The sequence below is a fragment of the Pseudomonas sp. 09C 129 genome, from assembly GCF_002843625.1.
Classification (GTDB): Bacteria; Pseudomonadota; Gammaproteobacteria; order Pseudomonadales; family Pseudomonadaceae; genus Aquipseudomonas; species Aquipseudomonas chlororaphis.
Genome location: NZ_CP025261.1, coordinates 1 through 23,759, shown reverse-complemented (window position 1 = coordinate 23,759; position 23,759 = coordinate 1). Strand labels below are relative to the sequence as shown.

The following is a 23,759-nucleotide window of genomic DNA, read 5'->3' as shown; positions in this document are numbered from 1 at the left end:
TTTTGCGGTTTCCGGTCAATTTTCAGCAGTGCTGAATAAGCACGAGTTATGTGAGTCGGAGGTTTTTTCGTATGACCACTTCTTTGCAACCTGCTTATGCCTTGGTCCCGGGTGCGAACCTGGAGGCCTATGTGCACACGGTGAACAGCATTCCATTGCTGACGCCCGAGCAGGAGCGTGAACTGGCCGAGAGTCTCTACTATGAGCAGGATCTTGAGGCGGCTCGGCAGATGGTGCTCGCCCACCTGCGTTTTGTCGTACATATCGCCCGTAGCTATTCCGGCTACGGTCTGGCCCAGGCCGACCTGATTCAGGAAGGCAATGTCGGGCTGATGAAGGCTGTAAAACGCTTCAACCCGGAAATGGGTGTGCGTCTGGTTTCGTTCGCCGTGCACTGGATCAAGGCGGAAATCCACGAGTTCATCCTGCGCAACTGGCGCATCGTGAAAGTCGCGACCACCAAGGCCCAGCGCAAGCTGTTCTTCAACCTGCGCAGCCAGAAGAAGCGTCTGGCCTGGTTGAACAACGAAGAAGTCCATCGTGTGGCGGAAAGCCTCGGTGTGGAGCCGCGCGAAGTGCGCGAGATGGAAAGCCGCCTGACCGGCCATGACATGGCCTTCGACCCAGCCGCCGAAGCGGATGACGACAGCGCCTTCCAATCGCCGGCCAACTACCTGGAAGACCACCGGTACGATCCGGCCCGTCAGCTGGAAGACGCCGACTGGACCGACAACTCCACCAGCAACCTGCACGAGGCGCTGGAAGTGCTGGACGACCGCAGCCGCGACATCCTCTACCAGCGCTGGCTGGCGGAAGAGAAAGCCACGCTGCACGACCTGGCGCAGAAGTACAACGTGTCGGCCGAGCGTATCCGTCAGCTCGAGAAGAGCGCGATGAACAAGCTCAAGCTATCGATTGCCGCGTAATACACCACGCAATAAAAAACGCCCCGATTCGATCGGGGCGTTTTTGTTTGTGGCGTTGGCGCGGTGGTGTCTGTGGGGACGTTATCGCGAGCAAGCTTCGCTCCTACAGAGGAAGACGCGGGCCTGTGGCGCGATCAGATCCTGGGCGTCACTGCGCCCACAGCGCCTTGCGCGAATCGTTCAGGCCCAGCAGGTAGCTGTCGCCACCCAACTGGCTCATCTGTCGGCGGATCCAACCGGCCCGTTGTGCCACGTAGCCGCTCGGATGGCTGGCGCTCCATACCCGAGGGTTGGGCAGGACCGCAGCCAGCAGGCTGGCCTGTTGCCGCGACAGCGAGCCCGCGCTGACACCGAAGTGGTGCCGCGCCGCGGCCTCGGCGCCAAATACGCCTTCGTCCCACTCGACGCTGTTGAGGTAGACCTCGAGAATCCGTTGCTTGGGCCAGAAGATCTCGATCAGCCCGGTGAACCAGGCTTCCAGCCCTTTGCGCAGCCAACTGCGCCCGGACCACAGGAACAGGTTCTTCGCCACCTGCTGGCTCAGGGTGCTGGCGCCGCGAATCGAGCCGCCGCGCTCGTTGTGGGCGAAGGCGGCCTGGATCGCGCCAATGTCGAACCCCCAGTGTTCAGGGAACTTCTGGTCTTCGCCGGCGATCACCGCCACCTTCAGGTCGTCGGAGATTTCGTCCCAGGGTTTCCAGCTGCGTTGCAGGTCGATGGGCTCACCATCGATCCAGGATTCGATCTTGCGTTCGACCATCAAGGCCGTGCCCGGAGGCGGCACGACGCGGAACACCAGCACCAGCAAAACGCTGCCGACGGCGAACCAGAACAGGGCTTTAGATAAACGACGGAAAAATAAACGCAGCATAGAGATGGCTTGGCCGAACCCGTTGAGCGCGCCATTATACAGGCCCGACCGACGATTCTGACTGGAGTTCCTCATGCTGCGTGGCTTCCTGATGCTGGCCGCCTTTTTCGGCTTTACCGGCGTTGCCCTGGGCGCATTTGCCGCCCACGGCCTGAAAAATCGCCTGAGCGCGGAATACCTGGCGATTTTCCATACCGGCGTCACCTACCAGCTGGTGCACACTCTGGCGCTGCTGGGGGTGGCGCTGCTGGCCACGCAGATTCCCGGCCGCCTGGCGACCTGGGCCGGCGCTTCGTTCGCCATCGGCATCCTGCTGTTTTCCGGCAGCCTCTACCTGCTGACCCTGACCGGTTTCAGCAAGCTGGGCATAGTCACTCCCTTCGGTGGTCTGGCCTTCCTGGTCGGATGGTTGTGCCTGGGTCTTGCCGCCTGGCGGTTGAGCTGACCGGCAGGTCCATTTCGAGACGAATGGCTTGGGTCGGCCAGACTGATCGGGCTAGAATGCTGGCCCCTAAAAATGATGGCGGCATTCGGCATGCGCATTCAGTTGAACGGCGAATCCTTTGAACTGCCCGACGGCGAAACCGTTGCGGCCCTGCTGACCCGTCTGGACCTGACCGGACGCCGGATCGCGGTCGAACTCAACCTGGATATCGTCCCGCGCAGCCAGCACGCCGAGACCACCCTCAACGAGGGCGATCAGGTCGAAGTGGTACACGCCATCGGCGGCGGCTAGCCACCCGGGCCAGGGCTGGCCCCACCCACGCATTCTGCAAGAACCTCACCCCAACAGAGGATTTCCGATGAGCAACGTTCGTAGCGACAAGCCTTTCGTCCTGGCCGGTCGTACTTACCAGTCGCGTTTGCTGGTAGGCACCGGCAAGTACCGTGACATGGAAGAAACCCGCCTGGCCATCGAAGCCTCGGGGGCCGAGATCGTCACCGTCGCCGTGCGCCGGACCAATATCGGGCAGAACCCGGGCGAACCGAACCTGCTGGATATCCTGCCGCCGGATCGCTACACCATCCTGCCGAACACCGCTGGCTGCTATGACGCGGTCGAGGCCGTGCGCACCTGCCGCCTGGCCCGTGAGCTGCTCGACGGTCACAATCTGGTGAAGCTGGAAGTGCTGGCCGACCAGAAAACCCTGTTTCCCAACGTGCTGGAAACCCTCAAGGCCGCCGAAGTGCTGGTCAAGGAAGGTTTCGACGTGATGGTGTACACCAGCGATGACCCGATCATCGCTCGCCAACTGGCGGAAATGGGCTGCATCGCGGTCATGCCGCTGGCCGGCCTGATCGGTACCGGCCTGGGGATCTGCAACCCGTACAACCTGCAGATCATCCTCGAAGAAGCCAAGGTCCCGGTGCTGGTGGATGCCGGTGTCGGCACTGCCTCCGACGCTACCATCGCCATGGAACTGGGTTGCGAAGCGGTGCTGATGAACTCGGCCATCGCCCATGCGCAACAACCGGTGCTGATGGCCGAAGCCATGAAGCACGCCATTGTGGCAGGCCGCCTGGCGTACCTCGCCGGCCGCATGCCGAAGAAACTCTATGCCAGCGCCTCCTCGCCGCTGGATGGTCTGATCAAGTAAGAGCCATTGATGACTGAATCAAACGACACGCCAATCCAGCCGGAAGCCGGCGACGAGCGCCAACACCGCCGCATCAAGAGTTTCGTGATGCGCGCCGGGCGCATGACCGAAGGCCAGCAGCGCGGCCTGGAGCAGGGCGCGCCGCTGTATGTGCTGCCGCTGGCCGACGCGCCGGTGGATTTCGATCAGGTGTTTGGCCGCTCGGCGCCACGCTCCCTGGAAATCGGCTTCGGCATGGGCCACTCGCTGCTGGAAATGGCCGCGGCCGCGCCGGAGCAGGATTTCATTGGTGTGGAAGTGCACCGTCCGGGTGTCGGCGCGTTGCTCAACGGCGTACTGACCCAGGGCCTGACCAACCTGCGGGTCTACGATTGCGATGCGATCGAGGTGCTCAACCGCTGCATCGCCGATAACAGCCTGGATCGCCTGATGCTGTTTTTCCCCGATCCGTGGCACAAGAGCCGTCACCACAAGCGGCGTATCGTCCAGGCGTCCTTCGCCGAGCTGGTGCGCAGCAAGCTGAAGGTCGGCGGCATCCTGCATATGGCCACCGACTGGGAGCCTTACGCCGAGTACATGCTGGAAGTGATGAATGTCGCACCGGGTTACCGCAACCTGGCCGAAGACGGCAAGTGCGTGCCACGCCCGGCCGAACGCCCGATCACCAAGTTCGAGCGCCGCGGCGAGCGCCTGGGCCATGGGGTGTGGGATCTGAAGTTCGAAAAGCTGGCGTAAGCCCTGCTGTGTAGGAGCATCCGTTCGATGCTCGATTGCTCGCAATCAGCTGCCAGGCTGAAAGATAGCGGCGCTGCGAAGTCCGCTATCGCGAGCAAGCTTCGCTCCTACGGGGCGTGGTTTATCGGCGGTCGGCGACGACGCCGATCAACACCAGCACCACCAGCAGCACCGGCGCCAGGCTGTAGTTGTTGAACTGGCTCAGGCCGCGGACGATCCATGGCGTGGCGTAGATCAGCGCGGCACCGCTGCCGATCATGCACAGCAGCGCCATCATCGGTACGCGCAGGGCGCCGGCGAGGCCGCCCAGGCGTGCTTCGACCCAGCCCTTGATATCGGCGCCGAACAGCACCAACAGGCAGCCGACGAGGGCCAGGGAGATTTCTGAAAGGTTGCTGCGACTCCAGCGGGACACGGTAGCGAGCAGGTCGAGTATCAAATCCATTCGTTTTCCCTTAGGGCTGAAATCAGCTCAGAAATTTCTGCAGCAAGTCATTGAGGAACAGCTGGCCGCGCGGGGTGGCGGCCAGGCGTGACGGTTCGACCTGTAACAGGCCGCTTTGTTCGGCGTCGCGGCGACCTTCGGCGAGGCTTTCCAGGGGCAGCCCGGTACGCTCCGGATACAGCCGCGCCTCGACGCCTTCGGTCAGGCGCAGGGCGTTCATCAGGAACTCGAACGGCAGCTCTTCGTTGCTCAGGTCCTTTTCGCCGGCCTTGAAGTGTTTCGCCGGGTTGAGGTAGTCCTTGGGCAGGCGGGTCTTCCAGGTGCGCACGATGCGCCCGTCCGGATGGCTGAGCTTGCCGTGTGCCCCGGCGCCGATGCCGATGAAGTCGCCGAAGCTCCAGTAATTGAGGTTGTGCCGGGCCGCCCGACCGGGCTGGGCATAGGCCGAGACTTCGTACTGGGCGTAGCCGTGCTCGGCCAAAAGCGCCTGACCGGCTTCCTGGATGTCCCACAGGGTGTCGTCTTCCGGCAGCGTCGGCGGCTGGTTCCAGAACACCGTATTGGGTTCCAGGGTCAACTGGTACCAGGACAGGTGGGTCGGCTTCATGGCGATGGCCTGGCGCAGGTCGCCCAGGGCGTCGTCCAGGGACTGGTCGGGCAGGCCGTGCATCAGGTCCAGGTTGAAGTTGTCGAACCCGGCCTGGCGCGCCATGCCGGCGGCGCGCACGGCTTCGTCGCCATTGTGGATGCGGCCCAGGGCCTTGAGCTTGTCTTCCTGGAAACTCTGGATGCCGATCGACAGGCGATTGATGCCCAGGGCGCGATAGGCGGTGAACTTCTCCTGTTCGAAGGTCCCGGGGTTGGCTTCCAGAGTGATCTCGATGTCGCGGGCGAACGGGATGCGTTGCTCCACGCCTTTGAGCAACCGGCCCAGGACCTGGGCGCTGAACAGGCTCGGTGTACCGCCGCCGAAGAAGATCGAACTCAGCTCGCGGCCGTAGACGGCGGCCAGGTCCTGGTCGAGGTCGGCCAGCAGGGCGTCGACGTACTCTTCTTCCGGCAGCACCGGGCTGGCGGCGTGGGAGTTGAAGTCGCAGTAAGGGCATTTGCGTACACACCACGGGATGTGGATGTACAGCGCCAGGGGCGGCAGCTGGGGCAGGGCCGCCCGGGGCGTTTGCGCACCGCCGAGAATCAGCGGTGGCGCGGACGAATCAATGGTCATTGCAGGCTCAGGCGTTGCCGCAGAATGGCCATGGCGCGGGCGCGATGGCTGAGTTGGTTCTTTTGGATCGGGTCCAGCTCGGCGCTGGAGCAGTTGCGCTCCGGCACCCAGAACAGCGGGTCGTAGCCGAAACCGTGTTCGCCGCTGGCGGCCGTGAGGATGCGCCCGTGCCACAGGCCTTCGCAGAGGATCGGCAGCGGATCCTCGGCATGTCGCACCAGCGCCAGGACGCAGACGAACTGCGCGCCGCGCTCGGCCTCGGGAACGTCCTTCAGGGCGTCCAGCAGCTTGGCGTTGTTCGCCGCGTCGCCCTGGCCGTCGGCGTAGCGCGCCGAGTAGATGCCCGGCGCGCCGCCGAGGAAGTCCACCGCCAGGCCGGAATCGTCCGCCAGCGCCGGCAGGCCGGAAATGCGCGAAGCGTTGCGGGCCTTGAGGATGGCGTTCTCGATGAACGACAGGCCGGTTTCTTCCGGTTCGACGCTGCTGAACTCGCCGATCGAGCGCAGGTGCACCGAGTCGCCGAGCATGGCCTGGAGTTCCTTGAGCTTGCCGGCGTTATGGCTGGCCAGTACGAGTTGGGTAAAAGTCATCATTCGCCGGGGAAAAGCTCTTGGTTGAAGTTGATGGTGTTGATCGCGTCACCGGTCTGCACCTTGATTTCGAAGGTGCGGGTTTCCTGCTGTTCCACCGGGTACTGGGCGATGTAGTAGATCGCGCCCTGTTCGGTGACCTGCTTGAATTTCAGCGGCACCGACTGGCTGGTCAGGTCCTTGACAGTCCCGGTGACCTGGGCGACCAGCGGTTTGCCGGCCTTGAGCACGGAAACGTTGATCACGCCCTGGTTCTTGCTGCGCACCAGCTCCGCAGCCTTGGCGATATCCGGTTGCAGGAAGGTGGAGTTGAAGGTGTTGTAGTGCACGGTCACGTCACCGAACACTTCCTGGCGCTCGCCCTTGATGGGCTCGGCGGCCATCGCCGATGCGCTCAGGCACGCTGCCAATAGAAAAGTAACCAAGCGACCCATGATCGTTCTCCTTTTGAACCTGGTTTATACCGCGATCTGGTGATCCTGCAGGCCGGGGCTGCTGACGCGGTAGATGCCGATCTCACCTAACAGATTAGGCCATAGCTTACTGGCCCACCCGTGCCGGTGCTGTTGATCCACCGCAAGGCGATCGATGACCTTGGCTTCACGTTCGCGGCAAAGCTCTTCAAAGTCCTCGAACGTGCAGAAGTGGATGTTCGGCGTGTTGTACCAGGTGTACGGCAGGAATTCGGAGACCGGCATCCGTCCCTTGCTGGCCAGGTACCAGCGGCAGCGCCAGTGGCCGAAGTTGGGGAAGGTGATGATGCACTGGCGGCCGACCCGCAGCATTTCGTCGAGGATCCGATCCGGGTAGTGCACGGCCTGCAGGGCCTGGGTCATGACCACGATATCGAAGCTGTTGCTGGCGAAGTTGCCCAGGCCCTTGTCCAGGTCCTGCTCGATGACGTTGATGCCCTTGGCCACGCACTCGGCGATGTTGTCCGGGTCGTTTTCCAGGCCATAGCCGGTGACTTGCTTGTGATCGCGCAGCCAGCTCAGCAGTTCGCCATTGCCGCAACCGAGGTCGAGCACGCGGCTGCCGGCGGGGATCCATTCTTGGATGATTTCCAGATCGGCTCTCATGGCGTCCTCACAGCGTTATACGGTTCATGTAGTTGCCGAACGCCTGCAGGTAACGCGGGATCGGAATCAGAAAGGCGTCGTGGCCCTGTGGGGCATCGATTTCCAGGTAGCTGACGTCCTTGCGCGCGGCCATCAGGGCATCCACCAGCTCCCGCGAGCGGGCCGGGGAGAAGCGCCAGTCGGTGGTGAAGGACATCACGCAGAACTTGGCCTTGGCGCCTTCGAAGGTTTTCGCCAGGTTATCGTCGAAGTTCGCCGCCGGATCGAAGTAATCCAGGGCCTTGGTCATCAGCAGGTAGGTGTTGGCGTCGAACCGCCCGGAGAACTCCTCGCCCTGATAACGCAGATAGCTTTCGACCTGGAACTCGACGCTGTGGAAGTCGTAGTTGAGCTTTTCGCTCTTCAGGCCACGGCCGAATTTCTCGCCCATGGAGTCGTCGGACAGGTAGGTGATGTGCCCGACCATCCGCGCCAGCATCAGCCCGCGCTTGGGGATCACGCCCTGTTCCTGGAACGAACCGCCGTGGAATTCGGGGTCGGTGAGGATGGCCTGGCGCGCCACTTCGTTGAAGGCGATGTTCTGCGCCGACAGCTTGGGTGCCGAGGCGATGGCCAGGCAATGGCGCACACGGTCCGGGTAGGTGATGGTCCATTGCAGGGCCTGCATGCCGCCCAGGCTGCCGCCGATCACGGCGGCCCACTGGTGGATGCCGATGCGGTCGGCCAGGCGCGCCTGGCTGTGCACCCAGTCTTCCACGGTCAGCACCGGGAAATCGGCGCCGAACGGCTTGCCGGTGTCCGGATTGACGCTACTTGGGCCGGTGGAACCGTTGCAGCCGCCGAGGTTGTTCAGGCTGACGACGAAGAACTTGTTGGTGTCGATCGGCTTGCCCGGGCCGATGCAGCTGTCCCACCAGCCCGGCTTGCGGTCGTCGGGGCTGTGGTAGCCAGCGGCGTGGTGATGGCCGGACAGGGCGTGGCAGATCAGCACGGCATTGCTCGCCGTGGCGTTCAGCTGGCCGTAGGTCTCGTAGATCAGATCATAGGCTGGCAGGGAGCGGCCGCAGGCCAGGGCCAGGGGCTCGCTGAAATGCGCCACTTGCGGCGTCACCAGACCAACGGAATCGGCGGGAAAGGCAGTTGGCATCGACCCTGCTCTCGTTTAAATGAGGCGTAAGTCTAAAGACCGCTGCCCCCAGCGGCAAGCAAAGGCCGGGGCTGATTCTCCCGCGACCTGTGACGAACCTTGTAGCCGCTGCCGCAGGCTGCGATCGGCTCCGCAGGAGACGTGCTCTTGAGGGCCTCGAAGGGCCTTCGGCCCTTATCGCAGCCTACGGCAGTGGCTACAGAGAGTGATCAGGATGGACGCTGTAATTCCGGCAGGTCCGGGAGTTTTTTCGGTGCGTTGATCCGCACCCGTTTCTGCCGGTTCAGCTCGCCGCTGATCAGGCTGACCTGGCTCTTGGACACGCCGAAGGCCTTGGCCAGGAACGCCATCAAATAAGCGTTGGCCTTGCCCTCCACCGGTGGCGCGGTGAGGCGGATCTTCAGGCGCTCACCATGTAGCCCGGCGAAATCATCGCTACGGGCCGCAGGTTGCAGGTGGCACTCCAGGATCAGGTCGTCGCCGTCCCAGCGAAAGTAACTCATCACAGAGGCCGGGTCAGATCAGCAGACGCAGGATTTCCGGCATCATGGTCATGGCCGCCAGGTTGTTGATCACCAGCATGTCGATCAGCTTGAGCACCATGAACGCCAGGATTGGCGAGATATCCAGGCCGCCCATGCTCGGCAGGATGCGGCGGAACGGCGCCAGGGCCGGCTCGCAGATCTGGTTGACCAACTCGGCGCCCGGGTTATGGCTGCCCGGGGCGACCCAGGAAAGGATCACGCTGATGATCAGGGCGAAGAAGAAAATCTTCATGAACAGCGCGGTCACGCCAATGATCGACCAGATCAGCAGTTGCAGCGGGTTGCCGGTGGTGCCGTAGGTCAGCAGCAGGGTCAGGGCCATCAGCAGCAGTTGCACGACGATCGCCAGGATCAGCGACGACATGTCCAGGCCGAACAGGCTCGGGATGACCCGGCGCATCGGCTTGAGCAGCGGCTGGGTGGCGCGCACGGCGAACTGGCACAGCGGGTTGTAGAAGTCGGCGCGTACCAGTTGCAGCACGAAGCGCAGCAGCACGATCAGCAGGTACAGGCTGCCCAGGGTTTGCAGCACGTACACCGCCGCAGTGTTCAATCCAATCATCATTGCCTCCTTATTGGCCCAGTTGTTCGGCCATCTCGGCCGAGCGGTGCGCGGCGGCACCCAATGCTTTTTCCACCAGGGCTTCGAAGCCACTGGCCTGGAACGACTTGATCGCGGCTTCCGTGGTCCCGGCCGGCGAGGTCACGCGGCGGCGCAGTTCAGCCGCGTCCACGTCGCTGGAGGCCGCCATGTGCGCCGCGCCCAGCGCGGTCTGCAGGGTCAGTTGGCGGGCGGTTTCCCGTGGCAGGCCGAGTTTCTCGCCGGCGGCGGTCATGGCTTCGATCAGCAGGAAGAAATACGCCGGACCGCTGCCGGACACGGCGGTCACCGCGTCCAGTTGCTGCTCCTGTTCCAGCCACAGGACGATGCCCACGGCCGACAGCAGTTCTTCGGCCTGCTGGCGTTGCGCCGCGCTCACCGCAGCGGTGGCGTACAGGCCGCTGGCACCCTGGCGCAGCAGGGCCGGGGTATTGGGCATGCAACGCACGATCGGCTGCTCGCCGAGCCACTTGTTCATGCTGGCGCAGGTGATGCCGGCGGCGATGGACACGATCAACTGGTGCGGTTTCAGGCTGGGGCGCAGGGCTTCGCACACGGCCTTCATGGCCTGTGGCTTGACCGCCAGCACCACCACGTCGACGCCGGCGATAGCCTCGGCATTGTCGGCGAACAGTTCAATGCCGTGCTCGGCCTGGACCTTGGCGCGGGTTTCGGCGCCCGGGTCGCTGGCGCGGATCTGGCTGGCGTCCAGGCCCTTGGCGCGCAGGCCGCCGATCAAGCTGGCAGCCATGTTGCCGGCGCCGATAAAGGCGATACGAGTCTTGCTCATGACAGGTCCTTATTCAGAGGTGAGGCCGCCACAGTCATGGCTGGCCATAATCGCGTGCGCCAAACAAAGCGGTACCGATACGTACCCAGGTGGCGCCCTGGGCAATGGCCGCTTCGAGGTCGTGGCTCATGCCCATGGAAAGTGTGTCGGTTGGCAGGTCCAGGCTTTCGCGCAGGTTGTCGTTCAGGCTGCGCACGGCCGCGAAGGCGGCGTCCTGGGCGGCACGATCTTCGGTCGGCTCGGGAATCGCCATCAGCCCGCGCAGTTGCAGGCGCGGCAAGGCGCTGATGGCGCTGGCCAGGGCCGGCAGGTCGGCCGGTGTGCAGCCAGATTTGCTGGCCTCGCCACTGACATTGACCTGAATGCAGATGTTCAGCGGCGGCAAGTCGGCCGGGCGTTGCTCGGACAGGCGTTGAGCGATTTTCAAGCGATCCACGGAATGCACCCAGGCGAAGTTCTCGGCGATAGCTCGCGTCTTGTTCGACTGAATGGGGCCGATGAAGTGCCAACTCAAGGGCAGGTCGCCAAGTTCCGCCTGTTTGCCCAGGGCTTCTTGCAGGTAGTTCTCGCCGAAGTCGCGCAGACCGGCCGCGTAGGCTTCACGCAGCGCCGCGGCGGGCTTGGTCTTGCTCACGGCCAGCAGATGGATGCTGCTTTCGTCACGTTGCGAGGCCTGCGCCGCGGCACGGATCCGTGCGCTAACCAGGGCGATGTTGTCTGCTATCGTGGACATTCGATGTACGCCAGCGGGTCTTGGGTTCGCGGCATTCTACTGGAATTGGGGAACGCTATGGATATCACTGAGTTGCTGGCCTTCAGCGTCAAACAGGGCGCTTCGGACCTGCACCTCTCGGCCGGTTTGCCGCCGATGATTCGCATCGACGGCGATATTCGCCGGATAAACCTGCCGGTGCTGGAGGCGCAACAGGTGCATGAGCTGATCCTGGCCAGCATGACTGATCCGCAACGGGCCGAGTTCAAGGCCGCGCTGGAAATCGACTTTTCCTTCGCGGTGCCGGGCCTGGCGCGCTTTCGGGTCAATGCCTTCAACCATCAGCGCGGCGGTGGCGCGGTCTTTCGCAGCATTGCGGCCAAGGTGCCGGGCCTGGACGAACTGGGCATGGGTGAGGTCTTTCGCCGCATCAGCGAAGTGCCCCGCGGCCTGGTGCTGGTGACCGGGCCGACCGGCTCGGGCAAGTCGACCACCCTGGCGGCGATGATCGATCACCTGAATCAGCACCGGCACCAGCACATCCTCACCATCGAGGACCCCATCGAGTTCATCCACGAATCGAAGAAGTGCCTGATCAACCAGCGCGAGGTGCATCGCGACACCCGCAGCTTCTCCACGGCCTTGCGCTCGCCTTGCGCGAAGACCCGGATGTGATTCTGGTAGGGGAAATGCGCGATCTGGAAACCATTCGCCTGGCGCTGACCGCCGCGGAGACCGGGCATCTGGTGTTCGGCACCCTGCACACCACGTCGGCGGCGAAAACCGTGGATCGGGTGGTGGACGTGTTCCCGGCCGAGGAGAAGGCGATGGTTCGCTCCATGCTCTCGGAATCGCTGCAGGCGGTGATTTCCCAGACGCTGGTGAAGCGTATCGGTGGAGGCCGGGTAGCGGCTCACGAGATCATGCTGGGCAGCGCGGCGATCCGTAACCTGATCCGCGAGGACAAGGTGGCGCAGATGTACTCGGCGATCCAGACCGGCGGGGCGCTGGGGATGCAGACCCTGGACATGAGCCTGAAGGCACTGGTGGATGCGGGGCTGGTCAGCCGGGAGCACGCCCGGGAAAAGGCGCGGGCGCCGGACAGTATTTGAAGAGGTATCGGGGCGGCCAATGCAATCGCGAGCCATCGAGCGTGGTGGCTCGATGATTCGCGATCAGGGAGGGCGATCAGCGCTGAACGATGCGCAGGGTGTTCTGCTCTTTTGGCAGGACCCGCTTGGCCACTACGTAGTTCTTGTCCCAGTACGGCTTCTTCAGGGTATCGATGGTCACCGACTTGCCGCGACGCGGCGCGTGGATGAAGCGATCGTTGCCCAGGTAGATGGCGACGTGGTTGACCCGACGGCTCTTGAGGTTGAAGAACAGCAGGTCGCCAGGCTTGAGGTCCTTGCGCTCGACTTTCTGCCCGTGACCGCTGGCCATGGCGTTCGAGGTGCGCGGCAGATCGACGGCGGCGACGTCGTTGAAGGCGTATTTCACCAGGCCGCTGCAGTCGAAGCCTTTACTTGGGCTGCTGCCGCCCCAACGGTAAGGAGTACCCAGTACGTTGACGGCACGGCTGAGCACGGTGCTGCTCTGCTTGGCCGCCATCTGCGGTACCGGCTTGCTGCTGACGCTGCTCAGGTGAGTCGGGCGTTTGACCGACAGCTTGTTCTTGGAGCTGTTCTTGCTGATTTGGGTGACGTGGGCTTTTGGAGTGAAGCCGTTCACGTTGGGAAGACGTTGCTCACGATTGGTGGCGTGGGCAGCCAGTGGCATCAATAGGCAAATGGTTAGCCATGTCTTGAAAAATGGACGCATTAGGCAAGGCTCATATGGGTTAGCGCGCAACTTTATAACAGCTTTTTTGTCACTTCTCAGGCCGTTGGTCGATTCAACCTGGAGGTCAAATTCGCTGAAGAGGCGGCAAATTGACGCAATTGTCCGACAGAAGTCAGGCAGTACAAGGGTTTCATGGCAGCGACCTTAACATTTGCCACACGTCGGCTGCCTGTAAAAAAGTCACAAAGAATTAAAGAAAATTTATCTATTGCGTGGAACGAGGTACTCAATGAACACCTATCGCCCGGACGGTTCGACCCATGACACCCACAGCAAGGTGATCGGTTACCTGTTGTGGATTTTCGGTTTTACCGGCTCCCACCGCTTCTATTACGGCAAGCCGGTTACCGGAACCATCTGGTTTTTCACCCTGGGCTTGCTGGGCATCGCTGGCTGATCGACCTGTTCCTGATCCCGGCCATGGACCGCGAGGCCGACCTGCGTTTTACCCCGGGACCCATCGAATACAGCGTCGCCTGGATCCTCCTGACCTTTCTCGGGATCTTCGGTGTGCACCGCATGTATCAGGGCAAATGGATCAGCGGCCTGCTGTACCTGCTGACTGGCGGGGTGTTCTTTCTGGGGGTCTTGTATGACTTCTGGACGCTGAACGACCAGGTGTCGTTGCGTAACGCGCAGCGGCGTTTGAATACAGGAGCGCCATCGCGAGCAAGCTCGCTCCTACCGAAGAAGTGCGGCGCCAATGGGTCTGCGCCGTACCTGTAGGAGCGAGCTTGCTCGCGATCATGGCCGTCAGCCCTTGTGGCTGATCCGTCCATCCACCAGGGTGTAGCGCACCACGCCCGGCAGCTATGGCCGAGGAACGGGCAGTTCTCGCCTTTCGACAACCAGTGTTCGCCAGCCACCGTGGACGTGCTCGGGTCGAACAGCACCAGGTCCGCCGGAGCGCCCACCGCCAGCTTGCCGGCTGGCAGGCGCAGGCGTCGGCCGGGCCGCTGCTCAGGCGGGCCAGCAGGGTCGGCAAGTCGAGCAGACCGTCTTCCACCAGGGTCATGGCCAGTGGCAGCAGCAGCTCGACGCTGCTGATGCCCGGCTCGGTGGCGCCGAAAGGCGCCAGCTTGGCGTCGCGTTCGTGGGGCTGGTGATGGCTGGAGATGGCCTGGACCACCCCGGACTTCACGGCCTCGCGCAGGCCTTCGCGGTCGGCGCGCGAGCGCAGCGGCGGCTGGACGTGATAGAGGCTGGAGAAGTCGATCAGCGCGTCGTCGGTGAGGATCAGCTGGTACAGCGCCACGTCGGCGGTCACCGGCAGGCCGCGGGCCTGGGCTGGGCGATCAGGGCCACGCCCCGGGCGCTGGTCAGCTGGCTGAAGTGGGCGCGCACGCCGCTTTGCTCCACCAGCAGCAGGTCACGGGCCAGGCCACGGTTTCCGCGGTTTCCGGAATGCCCGGCAGGCCGAGGAAGCTGGCGGTGGCGCCTTCGTGGGCCAGGCCGCCTTCGGCCAGGTCGCGGTCCTGGGAGTGGAAAATCACCGTCAGGTCGAAGGTCGCCGCGTATTCCAGCGCCCGGCACAGGGTGCGGGTGCTGCGAAAGCCCTCCAGGCCGTTGCCGAAGGCCACGCAACCGGCGTCGCGCAGGGCGATCAACTCGGCCAGCTGTTCGCCGTCCAGGCCTTTGCTCAGGGCGCGATTGGGAACACCTTGGTGTTGCGGCCTCGCGGGCGCGATCGAGGATCAGCTCGGCCACCGCCGAGGTGTCCAGCACCGGCTTGGTGCGCGCGGGCAGCACAGGCTGGTGACGCCACGGCCGGCGCGGCGGCGCGGGTTTCGCTGGCGATGGTGCCTTTGCGGCTGTAGCCCGGCTCGCGCACGTTCAGGTCCACCAGCCCGGGCGCGGCCACCAGGCCCTTGGCGTCGAGGCTTTCAACGCTGAAAACCGCCGGGCGCGGCGCGCCGATGGCGGCCGGGATGACTTCCGCTGGCCGATGACACGGGCGCCGAGAATGCTGAGCTTCACTGGGCGTTCTCCTGCTCGAATTGTCGCTGGGCGGTCTGCCCGCTCATGGCCATGGACAGTACGGCCATGCGTACCGCGATGCCGTAGGTCACCTGGTTGAGGATCACCGAGTGCGGACCGTCGGCCACCGCCGATTCGATCTCCACGCCGCGGTTGATCGGGCCCGGGTGCATGACGATGGCGTCCGGCTTGGCGCCGGCCAGGCGCGCGGTGGTCAGGCCGAACAGGCGGTAGAACTCGCCCTCGCTCGGCAGCAGGCCGCCCTGCATGCGCTCGCGCTGGCGCAGCATGATCACCACGTCGACATCTTTCAGACCTTCGGCCATGTCGGTGTAGACCTTCACCCCGTATTGCTCGATGCCGATCGGCAGCAGGGTCTTGGCGCGATCACGCGGATGTCCGGGCAACCCAGGGTTTTCAGGGCCAGCATGTTCGAGCGCGCCACCCGTGAGTGCAGGATGTCGCCGACGATGGCCACCGAGAGGTTTTCGAAACCGCCCTTGTGCCGACGGATGGTGAGCATGTCGAGCATGCCCTGGGTCGGGTGGGCGTGGCGGCCGTCGCCTTGATGATCGCCACCTGCGGGCACACATGCTCGGCGATGAAGTGCGCGCCCGGAGTCGCCGTGGCGCACGACGAACATGTCGGCGGCCATGGCTTCGAGGTTGCGCAGGGTGTCGAGCAGGGTTTCACCCTTGCTGGCCGAGGAGGTGGACACGTTGAGCGTGATCACGTCCGCCGACAGGCGCTGGGCCGCCAGTTCGAAGGTGGTGCGGGTACGGGTGGAGTTCTCGAAGAACACGTTGCACAGCAAAGGGACTTTCTTCACCGCCCGGGCGCCGACTTCGAGGAAGGAGTCGGCGGTGTCGAGGATTTCCGTCAGCAGCTCGCGACGCAGACCGTCGAGCGAGAGAGAGCTGGCCCTGATCGTTGAGCTGCAGCGGGCGCTTGGCGTCTAGAGGCGTCAATGGACTCTTTAGGGCGAATTAAAGGAAGCTCGAGTTGAAGCGGCGCAGGACCGGACAATTTTACCCGCTCGTGGGCGGCCAGCGACAGGGTGGCGCCGACCACGTTCGGACGAATCGGCAGCTCGGGCGTCCAGGTCCAGCAGGCAGACCAGGGTCACGCTGGCCGGAGTCGAACAGTCGTTGAGGCAGCGCGGTGATCAGCACGTCGTCGATCAGGATCAAGCCCTCGAAACGGCAGCTCGTTGCTTCTGGCTGAAGTCGTCGCGGTATCCCAGCGGCGCGTCGCTGGCCAGTTCGGATGCGAGAACCGGCGGATGCCGCGCGATGGGAGGGTGGGCGGTGAGACGCACGGCTCTGGCTGATCTTCGGCGGGATTGGCAGGCTCATGATTGCTTCGTGGGCCCGCGCCTGGTTGCATGCAGCAAGGCGCAGGTCTTACGGCTGGTGTTGTGGCCAGGAGGCCCGGGGGTGACGCATCTTTTCGGCGTTTCAGTTGCACAGCGCTGCGTTTTCGTCGAGCCAGCAGGGCGCGCACCGGGTTTCGCAACTGCCTTGTTTTTTGGCCGAGATTCGTCATGGGTTCAGATCTGCGACGTCGCCATACCGTGATCCGGCTTCCATTCCTTGATCAGGGCTTCGACCTGATTCCAGTCCGGCACGCCGTTCTGCGCCTTAAGGGTGCACAACTCGCGGGCCTGGCCGGTGATGGCCTGGCCGACCGCCACGCCGATCTGCTTGGTGCCGTAGTCGAACCCGAGGATCAGTCGCAGGGCCATCAGGCGTGGCCCGCCTGGCTGGTCAGCAGGGCGAGGTTGATGCCCAGGTGCCTGGCCGCTGCTTCCAGGCGCAGTTCGCTGCTGGTGTTGAACAGGATGTCGGCGTCGAACGGGCAGGTCAGCCAGGCGTTGTCCGCCAGCTCGGCTTCCAGCTGCCCGGCTTCCCAGCCGGCATAACCGAGGGCGATCAGGCTTTTGGCCGGGCCGACGCCATCGGCGATGGCGAACAGCACGTCCTGGGACGTCGACAGCGACAGGCCGTCCAGCTCGACCGTGGCCTGGAAGGTCGGGCCGCTGGGGTGCAGGACAAAACCGCGATCGGTCTGCACCGGGCCGCCGATGAAGATCGGCACATGCTGGCAGAGCGCTGGCGGGTCGATCTCGGGGCGCAATTGCTCGAGGATATCGGCGAGGTTCAGGTCCTGCGGACGGTTGACCACCAACCCCATGGCGCCATTGGCATTGTGCTCGACGATGTAGGTCAAGGTGTGCGCAAAGTTCGGGTCGGCCATGTGCGGCATGGCGATCAGGAAGTGATGCTTGAGGTAGCTGGGGCTGACGTTTTTCATGAGCGCTAGTGTGGCGGTGGAGGGGCGAACTGACAAGCTGGGGATGCTCTCATTCCCCACGAATCCTGTAGCCGCTGCCGAGCCTGCGAGGCTGCGTACGACTGCGCGGCAGGCGCAAATCTGCCTGCACGTTTTGCCTGGCACACCGCATGGACATTTTTTGCGGCCGCTACGCGCCCGTACGCAGCCTCGCAGGCTCGGCAGCGGCTACAAGAGGCAGGGAATCAGTTGCTGGACAGCCGGTCGCCGCGGGCGAACTTCCAGGTGCGGATGATCTCCAGGCGGTCGATATCCGACAGGTCGCCGGTAAAGGGCGCGAACGGTGCCGCCAGGCGTACGATGCGTTGCGCCGCCTGGTCCAGCAGCGGCTGGCCGGAGGACTCCAGCACCAGCACCTCGTACAGAGAACCGTCGCGGTTGATCGAGACCATCAGCCGCAGGTTGCCGTAGATCTGCTTGCGCCGGGCTTCTTCCGGGTAGTTGAGGTTGCCGATGCGCTCGACCTTCTTGCGCCACTCATCCTTGTACCAGGCGCCCTTGTCGCGCATGGTCGAGGCCGCGCTCAGGCGGTGGATGCGCGGGCGCTTGGCGTACAGCTGCTGCTCCTGGGCCAGTTCGGCCTCCAGGCTGGCGATGTCGCTGGACAGCTGCTCGCTGTCGAACGTCGGCACGGGAACCTTGGGTTTGGCCTCGGTCTTGACCTCTTCACGCTTGGTGACGGTCTTTTTCGGCTTCGGCGCGGTAGTGGCGACCGCGGCCTTGGGCGCGGCTTCCTTGACCTCGGTCTTCGCCGGAGGCGGCGGGGTGACCTTATTGACCTTGTTTTCCTGGAACGGCGCCACTTCGGTGGTCTTCGGGATCGCTTTCTTGTCCAGGGTGCCACTGCCTTGCTGGTTTTCCTGGGCGAGGAAATCGGCCTTCTTCGGCTTGGTCTCGCTCTTGAAGGTGGCCAGGGTGATTTCCAGGGTCTTGCTGATCTGCTTGGGTTCGGCGAAGGAGAAACCCAGGCCGAGAATCAGCGCGATATGCAGCAGGGCAGCCAGGAACAGGGTAAACCCCAGGCGATCGGCCGGCGCACGCCGCTGTGAGCCAGCTCGGGGGGCAGATCGGAAGGGAGAGCCATCAGCGTTTACAAAAGTCATCAGCGGTTTACAAAAGTCATCAGCGGTTCACAAAAGTCATCAGCGGTTCAACATCACAAAAAGCATCACAAGACCAACATCGCGCGTTTCACAGGCGGCGCATGATAGCGCAATGTTGGTTTCAAGCCGTAAGCCTCAAGCTTCAAGCGACAAGCTGCATGTGACGCCGATCAAGCTTGTGGCTTGCGGCTTGCGGCTTGCAGCTTCTTCTCGATGGCATCCATCAGCATTGCGCCGATGTTGGTGCCAAAGGCGTTGTCGATCTCGCGGATGCAGGTCGGGCTGGTGACGTTGATTTCGGTCAGGTGCTCGCCGATCACGTCGAGCCCCGAACAGCAGGCCTTTCTCGCGCAGGGTCGGGCCGACCTGTGCGGCGATCCAGCGATCTTTCTCGGTCAGCGGCCGGGCTTCGCCACGGCCACCGGCGGCGAGGTTGCCACGGGTTTCACCTTGGGCGGGAATCCGTGCCAGGCAGTAATCCACAGGTTCGCCGTCGATCATCAGGATGCGTTTGTCGCCATCGACGATGGCCGGCAGGTACTCCTGGATCATGATCTGCTGCTTGCCGTGCTGGGTCAGGGTTTCGAGGATCACCGAGAGGTTCGGGTGGCCGGCGGTGTGGCGGAAGATCGACGAGCCGCCCATGCCGTCCAGCGGTTTGAGGATCACGTCGCCGTGATGGTCGGCGAATTCGCGCAACACGTCCGGACGACGGCTGACGATGGTCGGCGGCGTGCACTGCGGGAACAGGGTGGCGAACAGCTTTTCATTGCAGTCACGCAGGCTCTGCGGCTTGTTGACCACCAGCACGCCGTCGCGCTCGGCCTGCTCCAGCAGGTAGGTGGAGTAGACGAACTCCATGTCGAACGGTGGGTCCTTGCGCATCAGGATCACGTCCAGCTCGCTCAGGGCGCTGTCGGTCTCGGCTTCCAGTTCGAACCACTTGTGCGGGTCGGCGAACACCTTCAGCGGGCGCATCCGCGCCCGGGCCACGCCACCGGTCGCCTGGTACAGGTCGCGCTGTTCCATATAGAACAGGGTCCAGCCGCGCTCCTGGGCGGCCAGCAGCATGGCCAGCGAGCTGTCCTTCTTATAGGAGATGCTGGCGATAGGGTCCATGACAATCCCGACGCGAACGCTCATGGGCGGTTTCCTCGAAAATTAGTGGGCGCAATGGCTTGCAAAATTGGCGTCAGAGTGGCGTCCGGGCGGTTCCCGGTCAAGGAAAAACCACCGCGCCGGTCGCCGATAGATTGCATGGGGAGAGTATGCTAAAAAGGCTCGCATGCCGTGCTCAGGCCTTGAACATCAAGGGCTTGAGGCATTGGCCACCAGTACGGGCAGAAAATCGATTCGCTGTGGCGATGGTAGAGCAGATATGGAACAGCAATCCAGCGCCCTCAAGGTGATGGTGATCGATGATTCGAAGACGATTCGCCGCACGGCCGAAACGCTGCTGAAGAATGTGGGCTGTGAAGTCATCACCGCGGTCGACGGTTTCGAGGCCCTGGCCAAGATCGCCGACAACCACCCGGGCATCATTTTCGTCGACATCATGATGCCGCGGCTCGATGGCTATCAGACCTGCGCGTTGATCAAGAACAACAGCGCGTTCAAGTCCACGCCGGTGATTATGCTGTCCTCCAAGGACGGTCTGTTCGACAAGGCCAAGGGTCGCATCGTCGGCTCTGACCAGTTTTTGACCAAGCCTTTCAGCAAGGAAGAGCTGCTGAGCGCGATCAAGGCCCATGTGCCGGGGTTCGCCGCAGTAGAACAAGCACATTGAGGTTCGGCCGGCGGGCCGCACGCCTATTCGTATGGGGAAGACCATGGCTCGTATTCTGATCGTCGATGACTCGCCGACTGAAATGTACAAACTGACTGGCATGCTGGAAAAGCATGGCCATGAAGTCCTGAAGGCCGAAAACGGCGCCGACGGCGTGGCCCTGGCGCGCCAGGAAAAGCCCGACGCGGTCCTGATGGACATCGTCATGCCCGGCCTCAATGGTTTCCAGGCGACCCGTCAGTTGACCAAGGACGCGGAAACCAGCCATATCCCGGTGATCATCATCACCACCAAGGATCAGGAAACCGACAAGGTCTGGGGTACTCGCCAGGGTGCCAAGGATTACCTGACCAAGCCGGTCGACGAAGACACCCTGATCAAGACCCTGAACAGCGTCCTGGCCGGCTGACCGCCTGCGCCATGGCCGAGTCGCAAACCGCCTTCGAACTGCTGCTCGAGATCGACCAGCGCTGCCGCCTGCTGGCAGCCGACCTGCCTTCCCAGGAAACCCGCCAGCACGGCTGGAGCGGTATCGGCTTTCGCATCGGCGAGCATTGGTATGTGGCGCCGATGGGCGAAGTCAGCGAAGTCCTGCACGAGCCCCGTTACACCCTGCTGCCCGGGTCAAGCCCTGGGTGAAAGGCGTGGCCAACCTGCGCGGACGGCTGCTGCCGATCATGGACCTGTGCGGGTTCTTCGGCCATGAGCTGTCGGCCCTGCGCAAGCAGCGGCGGGTGCTGGTGGTCGAGCACAAAGAGGTGTTCGCCGGCTTGATGGTGGACGAGGTGGCCGGCATGCAGCACTTCGAGCAGAGCAGCCTGGAAACCGCGGCCAGCGCTAGCGGACAGGGCGCCATCACGCCGTACCTGCGGGGGTATTTCCCGTGTGAGCAGGTCTGGTGGGTATTCAGTCCCTTCGCCCTGGCGCAGTCGCCGGGGTTCCTGGATGTGGCGCTAGGCGCGAGACCTGCTCGCGATGAATATTGCGCGATGAACCTGCAGGACCGCGCCGTCCATGGCGCGGGCAACAGAACAACCGGAGTTCAGGTGTGCAGATGCTAAAAGCCAACCCAGGCAAGCCAATGGAAGGATCGCGCAGCCGCTCGCAGATCATCGTGCTGTTCATCGCCCTGATCGTGTTCATCATGCTGCTGTTCGCCAACTTCGCTTATCTCAACACCCAGGCCACGTACGACAAGCAGTACATCGGCCACGCCGGCGAGTTGCGGGTGCTGTCCCAGCGCATCGCCAAGAACGCCACGGAAGCCGCGGCGGGCAAGGCCGCGGCATTCAAGCTGCTGGGCGATGCGCGCAACGATTTCGCCCAGCGCTGGGGCTACCTGAAAAAAGGCGACCCGGCCACCGGGCTGCCCGCCGCGCCGGTGGCGGTGCGTCAGGAAATGCGCGCGGTGCAGCAGGACTGGGACAAGCTGCTGCACAACGCCGACGCGATCCTGGCCAGCGAACAGACCGTATTGTCCCTGCATCAGGTGGCCGCGACCCTGGCGGAAACCGTGCCGCAGTTGCAGGTCGAGTATGAAAAGGTCGTGGAAATCCTCCTGCAGCGCGGCGCTCCGGCGGCCCAGGTGGCCATGGCGCAACGCCAGTCGTTGCTCGCCGAGCGCATTCTCGGCGCGTGAATACTGTGCTGGCCGGCGACGAAAACGCGGTGCAGGCCGCGGATGTCTTCGGCCGTGACGCGGCGCGTTTCGGCCAGGTGCTCAGCGGCATGCTCCAGGGCAACCCGACCCTGAAGATCAGCCAGGTCGAGGACCGCGATGCGCGGGCGCGCCTGACCGAGATCAGCGAGCTGTTCCAGTTCGTCTCCGGCTCAGTGGACGAAATTCTCGAAACCTCCCCTGAGCTGTTCCAGGTTCGCGAATCGGCGAGCAATATCTTCAGCCTGTCGCAGACCCTGCTCGACGAGGCCTCGCACCTGGCCATCGGCTTCGAGAACCTGGCCGGCGGGCGTTCGCTGGACACCATCGGCGGTTATGTCCTGGGCCTGGCTGCGCTGGCCTCGATCATCCTCATTGGCCTGGTGATGGTCCGTGAAACCAATCGCCAGTTGCACGAGACTGCGGAGAAGAACGAGCGCAACCAGAACGCGATCATGCGTTTGCCTGACGAGATCGAAGACCTGGCCGACGGCGACCTCACCGTGACCGCCTCGGTGACCGAGGACTTCACCGGCACCATCGCCGACTCGATCAACTATTCCGTGGACCAGCTGCGCGACCTGGTGGCGACCATCAACCTCACCGCCGGCCAGGTCGCCGGCGCGGTGCAGGAAACCCAGGCCACCGCGATGCAACTGGCCGAAGCCTCGGAGCATCAGGCCCAGCAGATTTCCGAAGCCTCCACCGCGATCAACGAAATGGCCCAGTCGATCGATCAGGTGTCGGCCAACGCCGCCGAGTCCTCGGCGGTAGCCGAGCGTTCGGTGGAGATCGCCAACAAGGGCAACGAGGTGGTGCACAACACCATCCACGGCATGGACAACATCCGCGAGCAGATCCAGGACACTGCCAAGCGCATCAAGCGCCTGGGCGAGTCGTCCCAGGAAATTGGCGACATTGTCAGCCTGATCGATGACATTGCCGACCAGACCAATATCCTCGCCCTCAACGCGGCGATCCAGGCCTCCATGGCCGGGGATGCCGGGGGCGCGGCTTCGCGGTGGTGGCCGATGAGCTGCAGCGCCTGGCGGAACGTTCTTCGGCGGCGACCCGGCAGATCGAGACCCTGGTGCGGGCGATCAGACCGACACCAACGAGGCGGTGATCTCCATGGAGCAGACCACCTCGGAAGTGGTGCGCGGCGCTCGGCTGGCGCAGGATGCCGGGGTGGCCCTGGAAGAAATCGAAGGCGTCTCCAAGACCCTGGCGGCGCTGATCCAGAGCATCTCCAACGCCGCCCAGCAGCAGACGTCGTCGGCCGGACAGATATCCTTGACCATGAACGTGATCCAGCAGATCACTTCACAGACTTCGTCCGGCTCGACCGCGACGGCCGAGAGCATCGGCAACCTGGCGAAAATGGCCAGCCAGCTGCGGCGCTCGGTGTCCGGTTTCACCTTGCGGCCGGTCGCGAGCAGACGCCGCGGGACAACCGCTGAGGCCGGAGCACGACTTTGATGGGAATGGTAATGGGTGATCGGCACGACTATGTGGCCCTGGAATGGGTCAAGGGCGAAATTGCCGAAACGCTGAAGCAGGCCCACCAGGCGCTCGATCATCTGGTCGACGAGCCGCAGGCGGTGGAAGCGCTCGAGCAGTGCCTGGACTGCATCCATCAGGTCCACGGCAGCCTGCAGATGGTCGAGTTCTATGGTGCGGCGCTGCTCGCCGAAGAAATGGAAGCCCTGACCCTGGCCCTGCGCGAGTACCGCGTGGCCGGCGGGACGAGGCGATCTATCTGCTGCGCCAAGCCATCA

General features: G+C 63.5%; 22 protein-coding genes and 10 pseudogenes. 12 read left to right on the top strand and 20 right to left on the bottom strand.

Going from position 1 to position 23,759, the window contains the following annotated elements; all coding sequences use genetic code 11:
• The first annotated feature begins 71 nt into the window (after nucleotides 1-71).
• The gene (rpoH, locus tag CXQ81_RS00155) at nucleotides 72-926 is read left to right on the top strand and encodes an RNA polymerase sigma factor RpoH (protein ID WP_007921212.1); all 855 of its coding nucleotides are present in this window, start codon (nucleotides 72-74) and stop codon (nucleotides 924-926) included.
• Nucleotides 927-1,074: 148 nt separating this feature from the next.
• On the opposite strand, the gene mtgA is transcribed toward rpoH, so the two are convergent.
• The gene (gene mtgA, locus CXQ81_RS00150) at nucleotides 1,075-1,797 is read right to left on the bottom strand and encodes a monofunctional biosynthetic peptidoglycan transglycosylase (RefSeq protein WP_101339363.1); all 723 of its coding nucleotides are present in this window, start codon (nucleotides 1,795-1,797) and stop codon (nucleotides 1,075-1,077) included.
• Between the two features lie 73 nt (nucleotides 1,798-1,870).
• Between mtgA and CXQ81_RS00145 the strand changes: the two genes are divergently transcribed.
• The 4 genes from CXQ81_RS00145 (at nucleotide 1,871) to trmB (ending at nucleotide 4,130) form a co-directional block, all read left to right on the top strand.
• The gene (locus CXQ81_RS00145) at nucleotides 1,871-2,242 is read left to right on the top strand and encodes a DUF423 domain-containing protein (RefSeq protein WP_101336195.1); all 372 of its coding nucleotides are present in this window, start codon (nucleotides 1,871-1,873) and stop codon (nucleotides 2,240-2,242) included.
• A 90-nt stretch (nucleotides 2,243-2,332) separates the two neighbouring features.
• Complete coding sequence (thiS, locus tag CXQ81_RS00140; protein WP_007921206.1) at nucleotides 2,333-2,533, top strand: sulfur carrier protein ThiS; 201 nt, start codon at nucleotides 2,333-2,335, stop codon at nucleotides 2,531-2,533.
• Nucleotides 2,534-2,600: 67 nt separating this feature from the next.
• Nucleotides 2,601-3,395, top strand: a complete 795-nt coding sequence (locus CXQ81_RS00135) for a thiazole synthase (RefSeq protein ID WP_007921204.1) — start codon at nucleotides 2,601-2,603, stop codon at nucleotides 3,393-3,395.
• Nucleotides 3,396-3,404: 9 nt separating this feature from the next.
• Nucleotides 3,405-4,130, top strand: coding sequence for a tRNA (guanosine(46)-N7)-methyltransferase TrmB (gene trmB / locus CXQ81_RS00130; RefSeq protein WP_016704842.1), 726 nt, complete (start codon nucleotides 3,405-3,407; stop codon nucleotides 4,128-4,130).
• A 121-nt stretch (nucleotides 4,131-4,251) separates the two neighbouring features.
• Here the strand turns inward: trmB and CXQ81_RS00125 are convergent, their stop codons facing one another.
• From CXQ81_RS00125 to CXQ81_RS00080, 10 genes are all read right to left on the bottom strand, one after another.
• Nucleotides 4,252-4,575: a DUF3392 domain-containing protein gene (locus CXQ81_RS00125; RefSeq protein WP_007921199.1), complete on the bottom strand. Its 324-nt coding sequence runs from the start codon at nucleotides 4,573-4,575 to the stop codon at nucleotides 4,252-4,254.
• Nucleotides 4,576-4,597: 22 nt separating this feature from the next.
• On the bottom strand, nucleotides 4,598-5,800 hold the full coding sequence (hemW, locus tag CXQ81_RS00120; RefSeq protein WP_101336194.1) for a radical SAM family heme chaperone HemW: 1,203 nt from the start codon (nucleotides 5,798-5,800) through the stop codon (nucleotides 4,598-4,600).
• Nucleotides 5,797-6,393, bottom strand: coding sequence for an RdgB/HAM1 family non-canonical purine NTP pyrophosphatase (gene rdgB, locus CXQ81_RS00115; protein ID WP_101336193.1), 597 nt, complete (start codon nucleotides 6,391-6,393; stop codon nucleotides 5,797-5,799). The genes hemW and rdgB overlap by 4 nt, the downstream gene beginning before the upstream one ends.
• Nucleotides 6,390-6,824, bottom strand: coding sequence for a DUF4426 domain-containing protein (locus CXQ81_RS00110; protein WP_007921193.1), 435 nt, complete (start codon nucleotides 6,822-6,824; stop codon nucleotides 6,390-6,392). Before CXQ81_RS00110 ends, rdgB begins: the two co-directional genes overlap by 4 nt.
• Before the next feature lie 24 nt (nucleotides 6,825-6,848).
• A complete protein-coding gene (gene metW, locus CXQ81_RS00105; RefSeq protein WP_007921185.1) occupies nucleotides 6,849-7,469 on the bottom strand; it encodes a methionine biosynthesis protein MetW in 621 nt (206 codons plus the stop codon).
• A 7-nt stretch (nucleotides 7,470-7,476) separates the two neighbouring features.
• Complete coding sequence (locus CXQ81_RS00100) at nucleotides 7,477-8,616, bottom strand: homoserine O-acetyltransferase (RefSeq protein ID WP_007921181.1); 1,140 nt, start codon at nucleotides 8,614-8,616, stop codon at nucleotides 7,477-7,479.
• A gap of 209 nt (nucleotides 8,617-8,825) precedes the next feature.
• Nucleotides 8,826-9,119, bottom strand: coding sequence for a DUF167 domain-containing protein (locus CXQ81_RS00095; protein ID WP_053262984.1), 294 nt, complete (start codon nucleotides 9,117-9,119; stop codon nucleotides 8,826-8,828).
• A gap of 13 nt (nucleotides 9,120-9,132) precedes the next feature.
• Nucleotides 9,133-9,723 (bottom strand): YggT family protein, encoded by a 591-nt coding sequence (locus CXQ81_RS00090; RefSeq protein WP_007929986.1) that lies wholly within the window; start codon nucleotides 9,721-9,723, stop codon nucleotides 9,133-9,135.
• 10 nt (nucleotides 9,724-9,733) lie between these two features.
• Entirely contained in the window at nucleotides 9,734-10,552 is an 819-nt protein-coding gene (gene proC / locus CXQ81_RS00085) for a pyrroline-5-carboxylate reductase (RefSeq protein ID WP_101336192.1), read from the bottom strand.
• A 34-nt stretch (nucleotides 10,553-10,586) separates the two neighbouring features.
• Complete coding sequence (locus tag CXQ81_RS00080) at nucleotides 10,587-11,285, bottom strand: YggS family pyridoxal phosphate-dependent enzyme (protein ID WP_101336191.1); 699 nt, start codon at nucleotides 11,283-11,285, stop codon at nucleotides 10,587-10,589.
• A gap of 57 nt (nucleotides 11,286-11,342) precedes the next feature.
• Here CXQ81_RS00080 and CXQ81_RS00075 point away from each other — a divergent pair.
• Nucleotides 11,343-12,376: pseudogene (locus CXQ81_RS00075) on the top strand (type IV pilus twitching motility protein PilT).
• Nucleotides 12,377-12,452: 76 nt separating this feature from the next.
• Here CXQ81_RS00075 and CXQ81_RS00070 read toward each other — a convergent pair.
• Complete coding sequence (locus CXQ81_RS00070; RefSeq protein ID WP_007929981.1) at nucleotides 12,453-13,085, bottom strand: C40 family peptidase; 633 nt, start codon at nucleotides 13,083-13,085, stop codon at nucleotides 12,453-12,455.
• A 250-nt stretch (nucleotides 13,086-13,335) separates the two neighbouring features.
• Between CXQ81_RS00070 and CXQ81_RS31385 the strand changes: the two are divergent.
• Nucleotides 13,336-13,754 (top strand): annotated as a pseudogene (locus tag CXQ81_RS31385) (NINE protein); the annotation flags it as partial.
• A 105-nt stretch (nucleotides 13,755-13,859) separates the two neighbouring features.
• On the opposite strand, the pseudogene CXQ81_RS00060 reads toward CXQ81_RS31385, so the two are convergent.
• From CXQ81_RS00060 to gshB, 8 genes and pseudogenes are all read right to left on the bottom strand, one after another.
• Nucleotides 13,860-15,027, bottom strand: a pseudogene (locus CXQ81_RS00060) (dihydroorotase); the annotation flags it as partial.
• A gap of 52 nt (nucleotides 15,028-15,079) precedes the next feature.
• Nucleotides 15,080-15,490, bottom strand: coding sequence for a hypothetical protein (locus tag CXQ81_RS31380; RefSeq protein WP_256593447.1), 411 nt, complete (start codon nucleotides 15,488-15,490; stop codon nucleotides 15,080-15,082).
• The gene (locus CXQ81_RS31375) at nucleotides 15,424-15,957 is read right to left on the bottom strand and encodes a hypothetical protein (RefSeq protein WP_256593494.1); all 534 of its coding nucleotides are present in this window, start codon (nucleotides 15,955-15,957) and stop codon (nucleotides 15,424-15,426) included. Before CXQ81_RS31375 ends, CXQ81_RS31380 begins: the two co-directional genes overlap by 67 nt.
• A 119-nt stretch (nucleotides 15,958-16,076) precedes the next feature.
• Nucleotides 16,077-16,324, bottom strand: a pseudogene (locus CXQ81_RS31370) (bifunctional pyr operon transcriptional regulator/uracil phosphoribosyltransferase); the annotation flags it as partial.
• 335 nt (nucleotides 16,325-16,659) lie between these two features.
• Nucleotides 16,660-16,827, bottom strand: a pseudogene (gene ruvX / locus CXQ81_RS00045) (Holliday junction resolvase RuvX); the annotation flags it as partial.
• On the bottom strand, nucleotides 16,827-17,396 hold the full coding sequence (locus tag CXQ81_RS00040; protein ID WP_053262979.1) for a YqgE/AlgH family protein: 570 nt from the start codon (nucleotides 17,394-17,396) through the stop codon (nucleotides 16,827-16,829). The pseudogene ruvX and the gene CXQ81_RS00040, both read right to left, overlap by 1 nt.
• A 224-nt stretch (nucleotides 17,397-17,620) precedes the next feature.
• Nucleotides 17,621-18,519: pseudogene (locus CXQ81_RS00035) on the bottom strand (TonB family protein).
• A 189-nt stretch (nucleotides 18,520-18,708) separates the two neighbouring features.
• A pseudogene (gshB, locus tag CXQ81_RS00030) lies at nucleotides 18,709-19,681 on the bottom strand (glutathione synthase).
• A 235-nt stretch (nucleotides 19,682-19,916) separates the two neighbouring features.
• On the opposite strand from gshB, the gene pilG reads away from it, so the two are divergent.
• From pilG to CXQ81_RS31650, 5 genes and pseudogenes are all read left to right on the top strand, one after another.
• The gene (pilG, locus tag CXQ81_RS00025) at nucleotides 19,917-20,324 is read left to right on the top strand and encodes a twitching motility response regulator PilG (RefSeq protein ID WP_007929962.1); all 408 of its coding nucleotides are present in this window, start codon (nucleotides 19,917-19,919) and stop codon (nucleotides 20,322-20,324) included.
• A gap of 43 nt (nucleotides 20,325-20,367) precedes the next feature.
• Nucleotides 20,368-20,733 (top strand): twitching motility response regulator PilH, encoded by a 366-nt coding sequence (pilH, locus tag CXQ81_RS00020; protein ID WP_007929961.1) that lies wholly within the window; start codon nucleotides 20,368-20,370, stop codon nucleotides 20,731-20,733.
• 11 nt (nucleotides 20,734-20,744) lie between these two features.
• A pseudogene (locus CXQ81_RS00015) lies at nucleotides 20,745-21,280 on the top strand (chemotaxis protein CheW); the annotation flags it as partial.
• 98 nt (nucleotides 21,281-21,378) lie between these two features.
• A pseudogene (locus CXQ81_RS00010) lies at nucleotides 21,379-23,460 on the top strand (methyl-accepting chemotaxis protein).
• 11 nt (nucleotides 23,461-23,471) lie between these two features.
• Nucleotides 23,472-23,759 (top strand): annotated as a pseudogene (locus CXQ81_RS31650) (Hpt domain-containing protein); the annotation flags it as partial.

Excerpts from the sequence above, each read along its gene's own strand:
- rpoH (WP_007921212.1), top strand. The coding sequence starts at position 72 with ATGACCACTTCTTTGCAACCTGCTTATGCCTTGGTCCCGGGTGCGAAC.
- mtgA (WP_101339363.1), bottom strand. The coding sequence starts at position 1,797 with ATGCTGCGTTTATTTTTCCGTCGTTTATCTAAAGCCCTGTTCTGGTTC.
- CXQ81_RS00145 (WP_101336195.1), top strand. The coding sequence starts at position 1,871 with ATGCTGCGTGGCTTCCTGATGCTGGCCGCCTTTTTCGGCTTTACCGGC.
- thiS (WP_007921206.1), top strand. The coding sequence starts at position 2,333 with ATGCGCATTCAGTTGAACGGCGAATCCTTTGAACTGCCCGACGGCGAA.
- CXQ81_RS00135 (WP_007921204.1), top strand. The coding sequence starts at position 2,601 with ATGAGCAACGTTCGTAGCGACAAGCCTTTCGTCCTGGCCGGTCGTACT.
- trmB (WP_016704842.1), top strand. The coding sequence starts at position 3,405 with ATGACTGAATCAAACGACACGCCAATCCAGCCGGAAGCCGGCGACGAG.
- CXQ81_RS00125 (WP_007921199.1), bottom strand. The coding sequence starts at position 4,575 with ATGGATTTGATACTCGACCTGCTCGCTACCGTGTCCCGCTGGAGTCGC.
- hemW (WP_101336194.1), bottom strand. The coding sequence starts at position 5,800 with ATGACCATTGATTCGTCCGCGCCACCGCTGATTCTCGGCGGTGCGCAA.
- rdgB (WP_101336193.1), bottom strand. The coding sequence starts at position 6,393 with ATGATGACTTTTACCCAACTCGTACTGGCCAGCCATAACGCCGGCAAG.
- CXQ81_RS00110 (WP_007921193.1), bottom strand. The coding sequence starts at position 6,824 with ATGGGTCGCTTGGTTACTTTTCTATTGGCAGCGTGCCTGAGCGCATCG.
- metW (WP_007921185.1), bottom strand. The coding sequence starts at position 7,469 with ATGAGAGCCGATCTGGAAATCATCCAAGAATGGATCCCCGCCGGCAGC.
- CXQ81_RS00100 (WP_007921181.1), bottom strand. The coding sequence starts at position 8,616 with ATGCCAACTGCCTTTCCCGCCGATTCCGTTGGTCTGGTGACGCCGCAA.
- CXQ81_RS00095 (WP_053262984.1), bottom strand. The coding sequence starts at position 9,119 with ATGAGTTACTTTCGCTGGGACGGCGACGACCTGATCCTGGAGTGCCAC.
- CXQ81_RS00090 (WP_007929986.1), bottom strand. The coding sequence starts at position 9,723 with ATGATTGGATTGAACACTGCGGCGGTGTACGTGCTGCAAACCCTGGGC.
- proC (WP_101336192.1), bottom strand. The coding sequence starts at position 10,552 with ATGAGCAAGACTCGTATCGCCTTTATCGGCGCCGGCAACATGGCTGCC.
- CXQ81_RS00080 (WP_101336191.1), bottom strand. The coding sequence starts at position 11,285 with ATGTCCACGATAGCAGACAACATCGCCCTGGTTAGCGCACGGATCCGT.
- CXQ81_RS00070 (WP_007929981.1), bottom strand. The coding sequence starts at position 13,085 with ATGCGTCCATTTTTCAAGACATGGCTAACCATTTGCCTATTGATGCCA.
- CXQ81_RS00040 (WP_053262979.1), bottom strand. The coding sequence starts at position 17,396 with ATGAAAAACGTCAGCCCCAGCTACCTCAAGCATCACTTCCTGATCGCC.
- pilG (WP_007929962.1), top strand. The coding sequence starts at position 19,917 with ATGGAACAGCAATCCAGCGCCCTCAAGGTGATGGTGATCGATGATTCG.
- pilH (WP_007929961.1), top strand. The coding sequence starts at position 20,368 with ATGGCTCGTATTCTGATCGTCGATGACTCGCCGACTGAAATGTACAAA.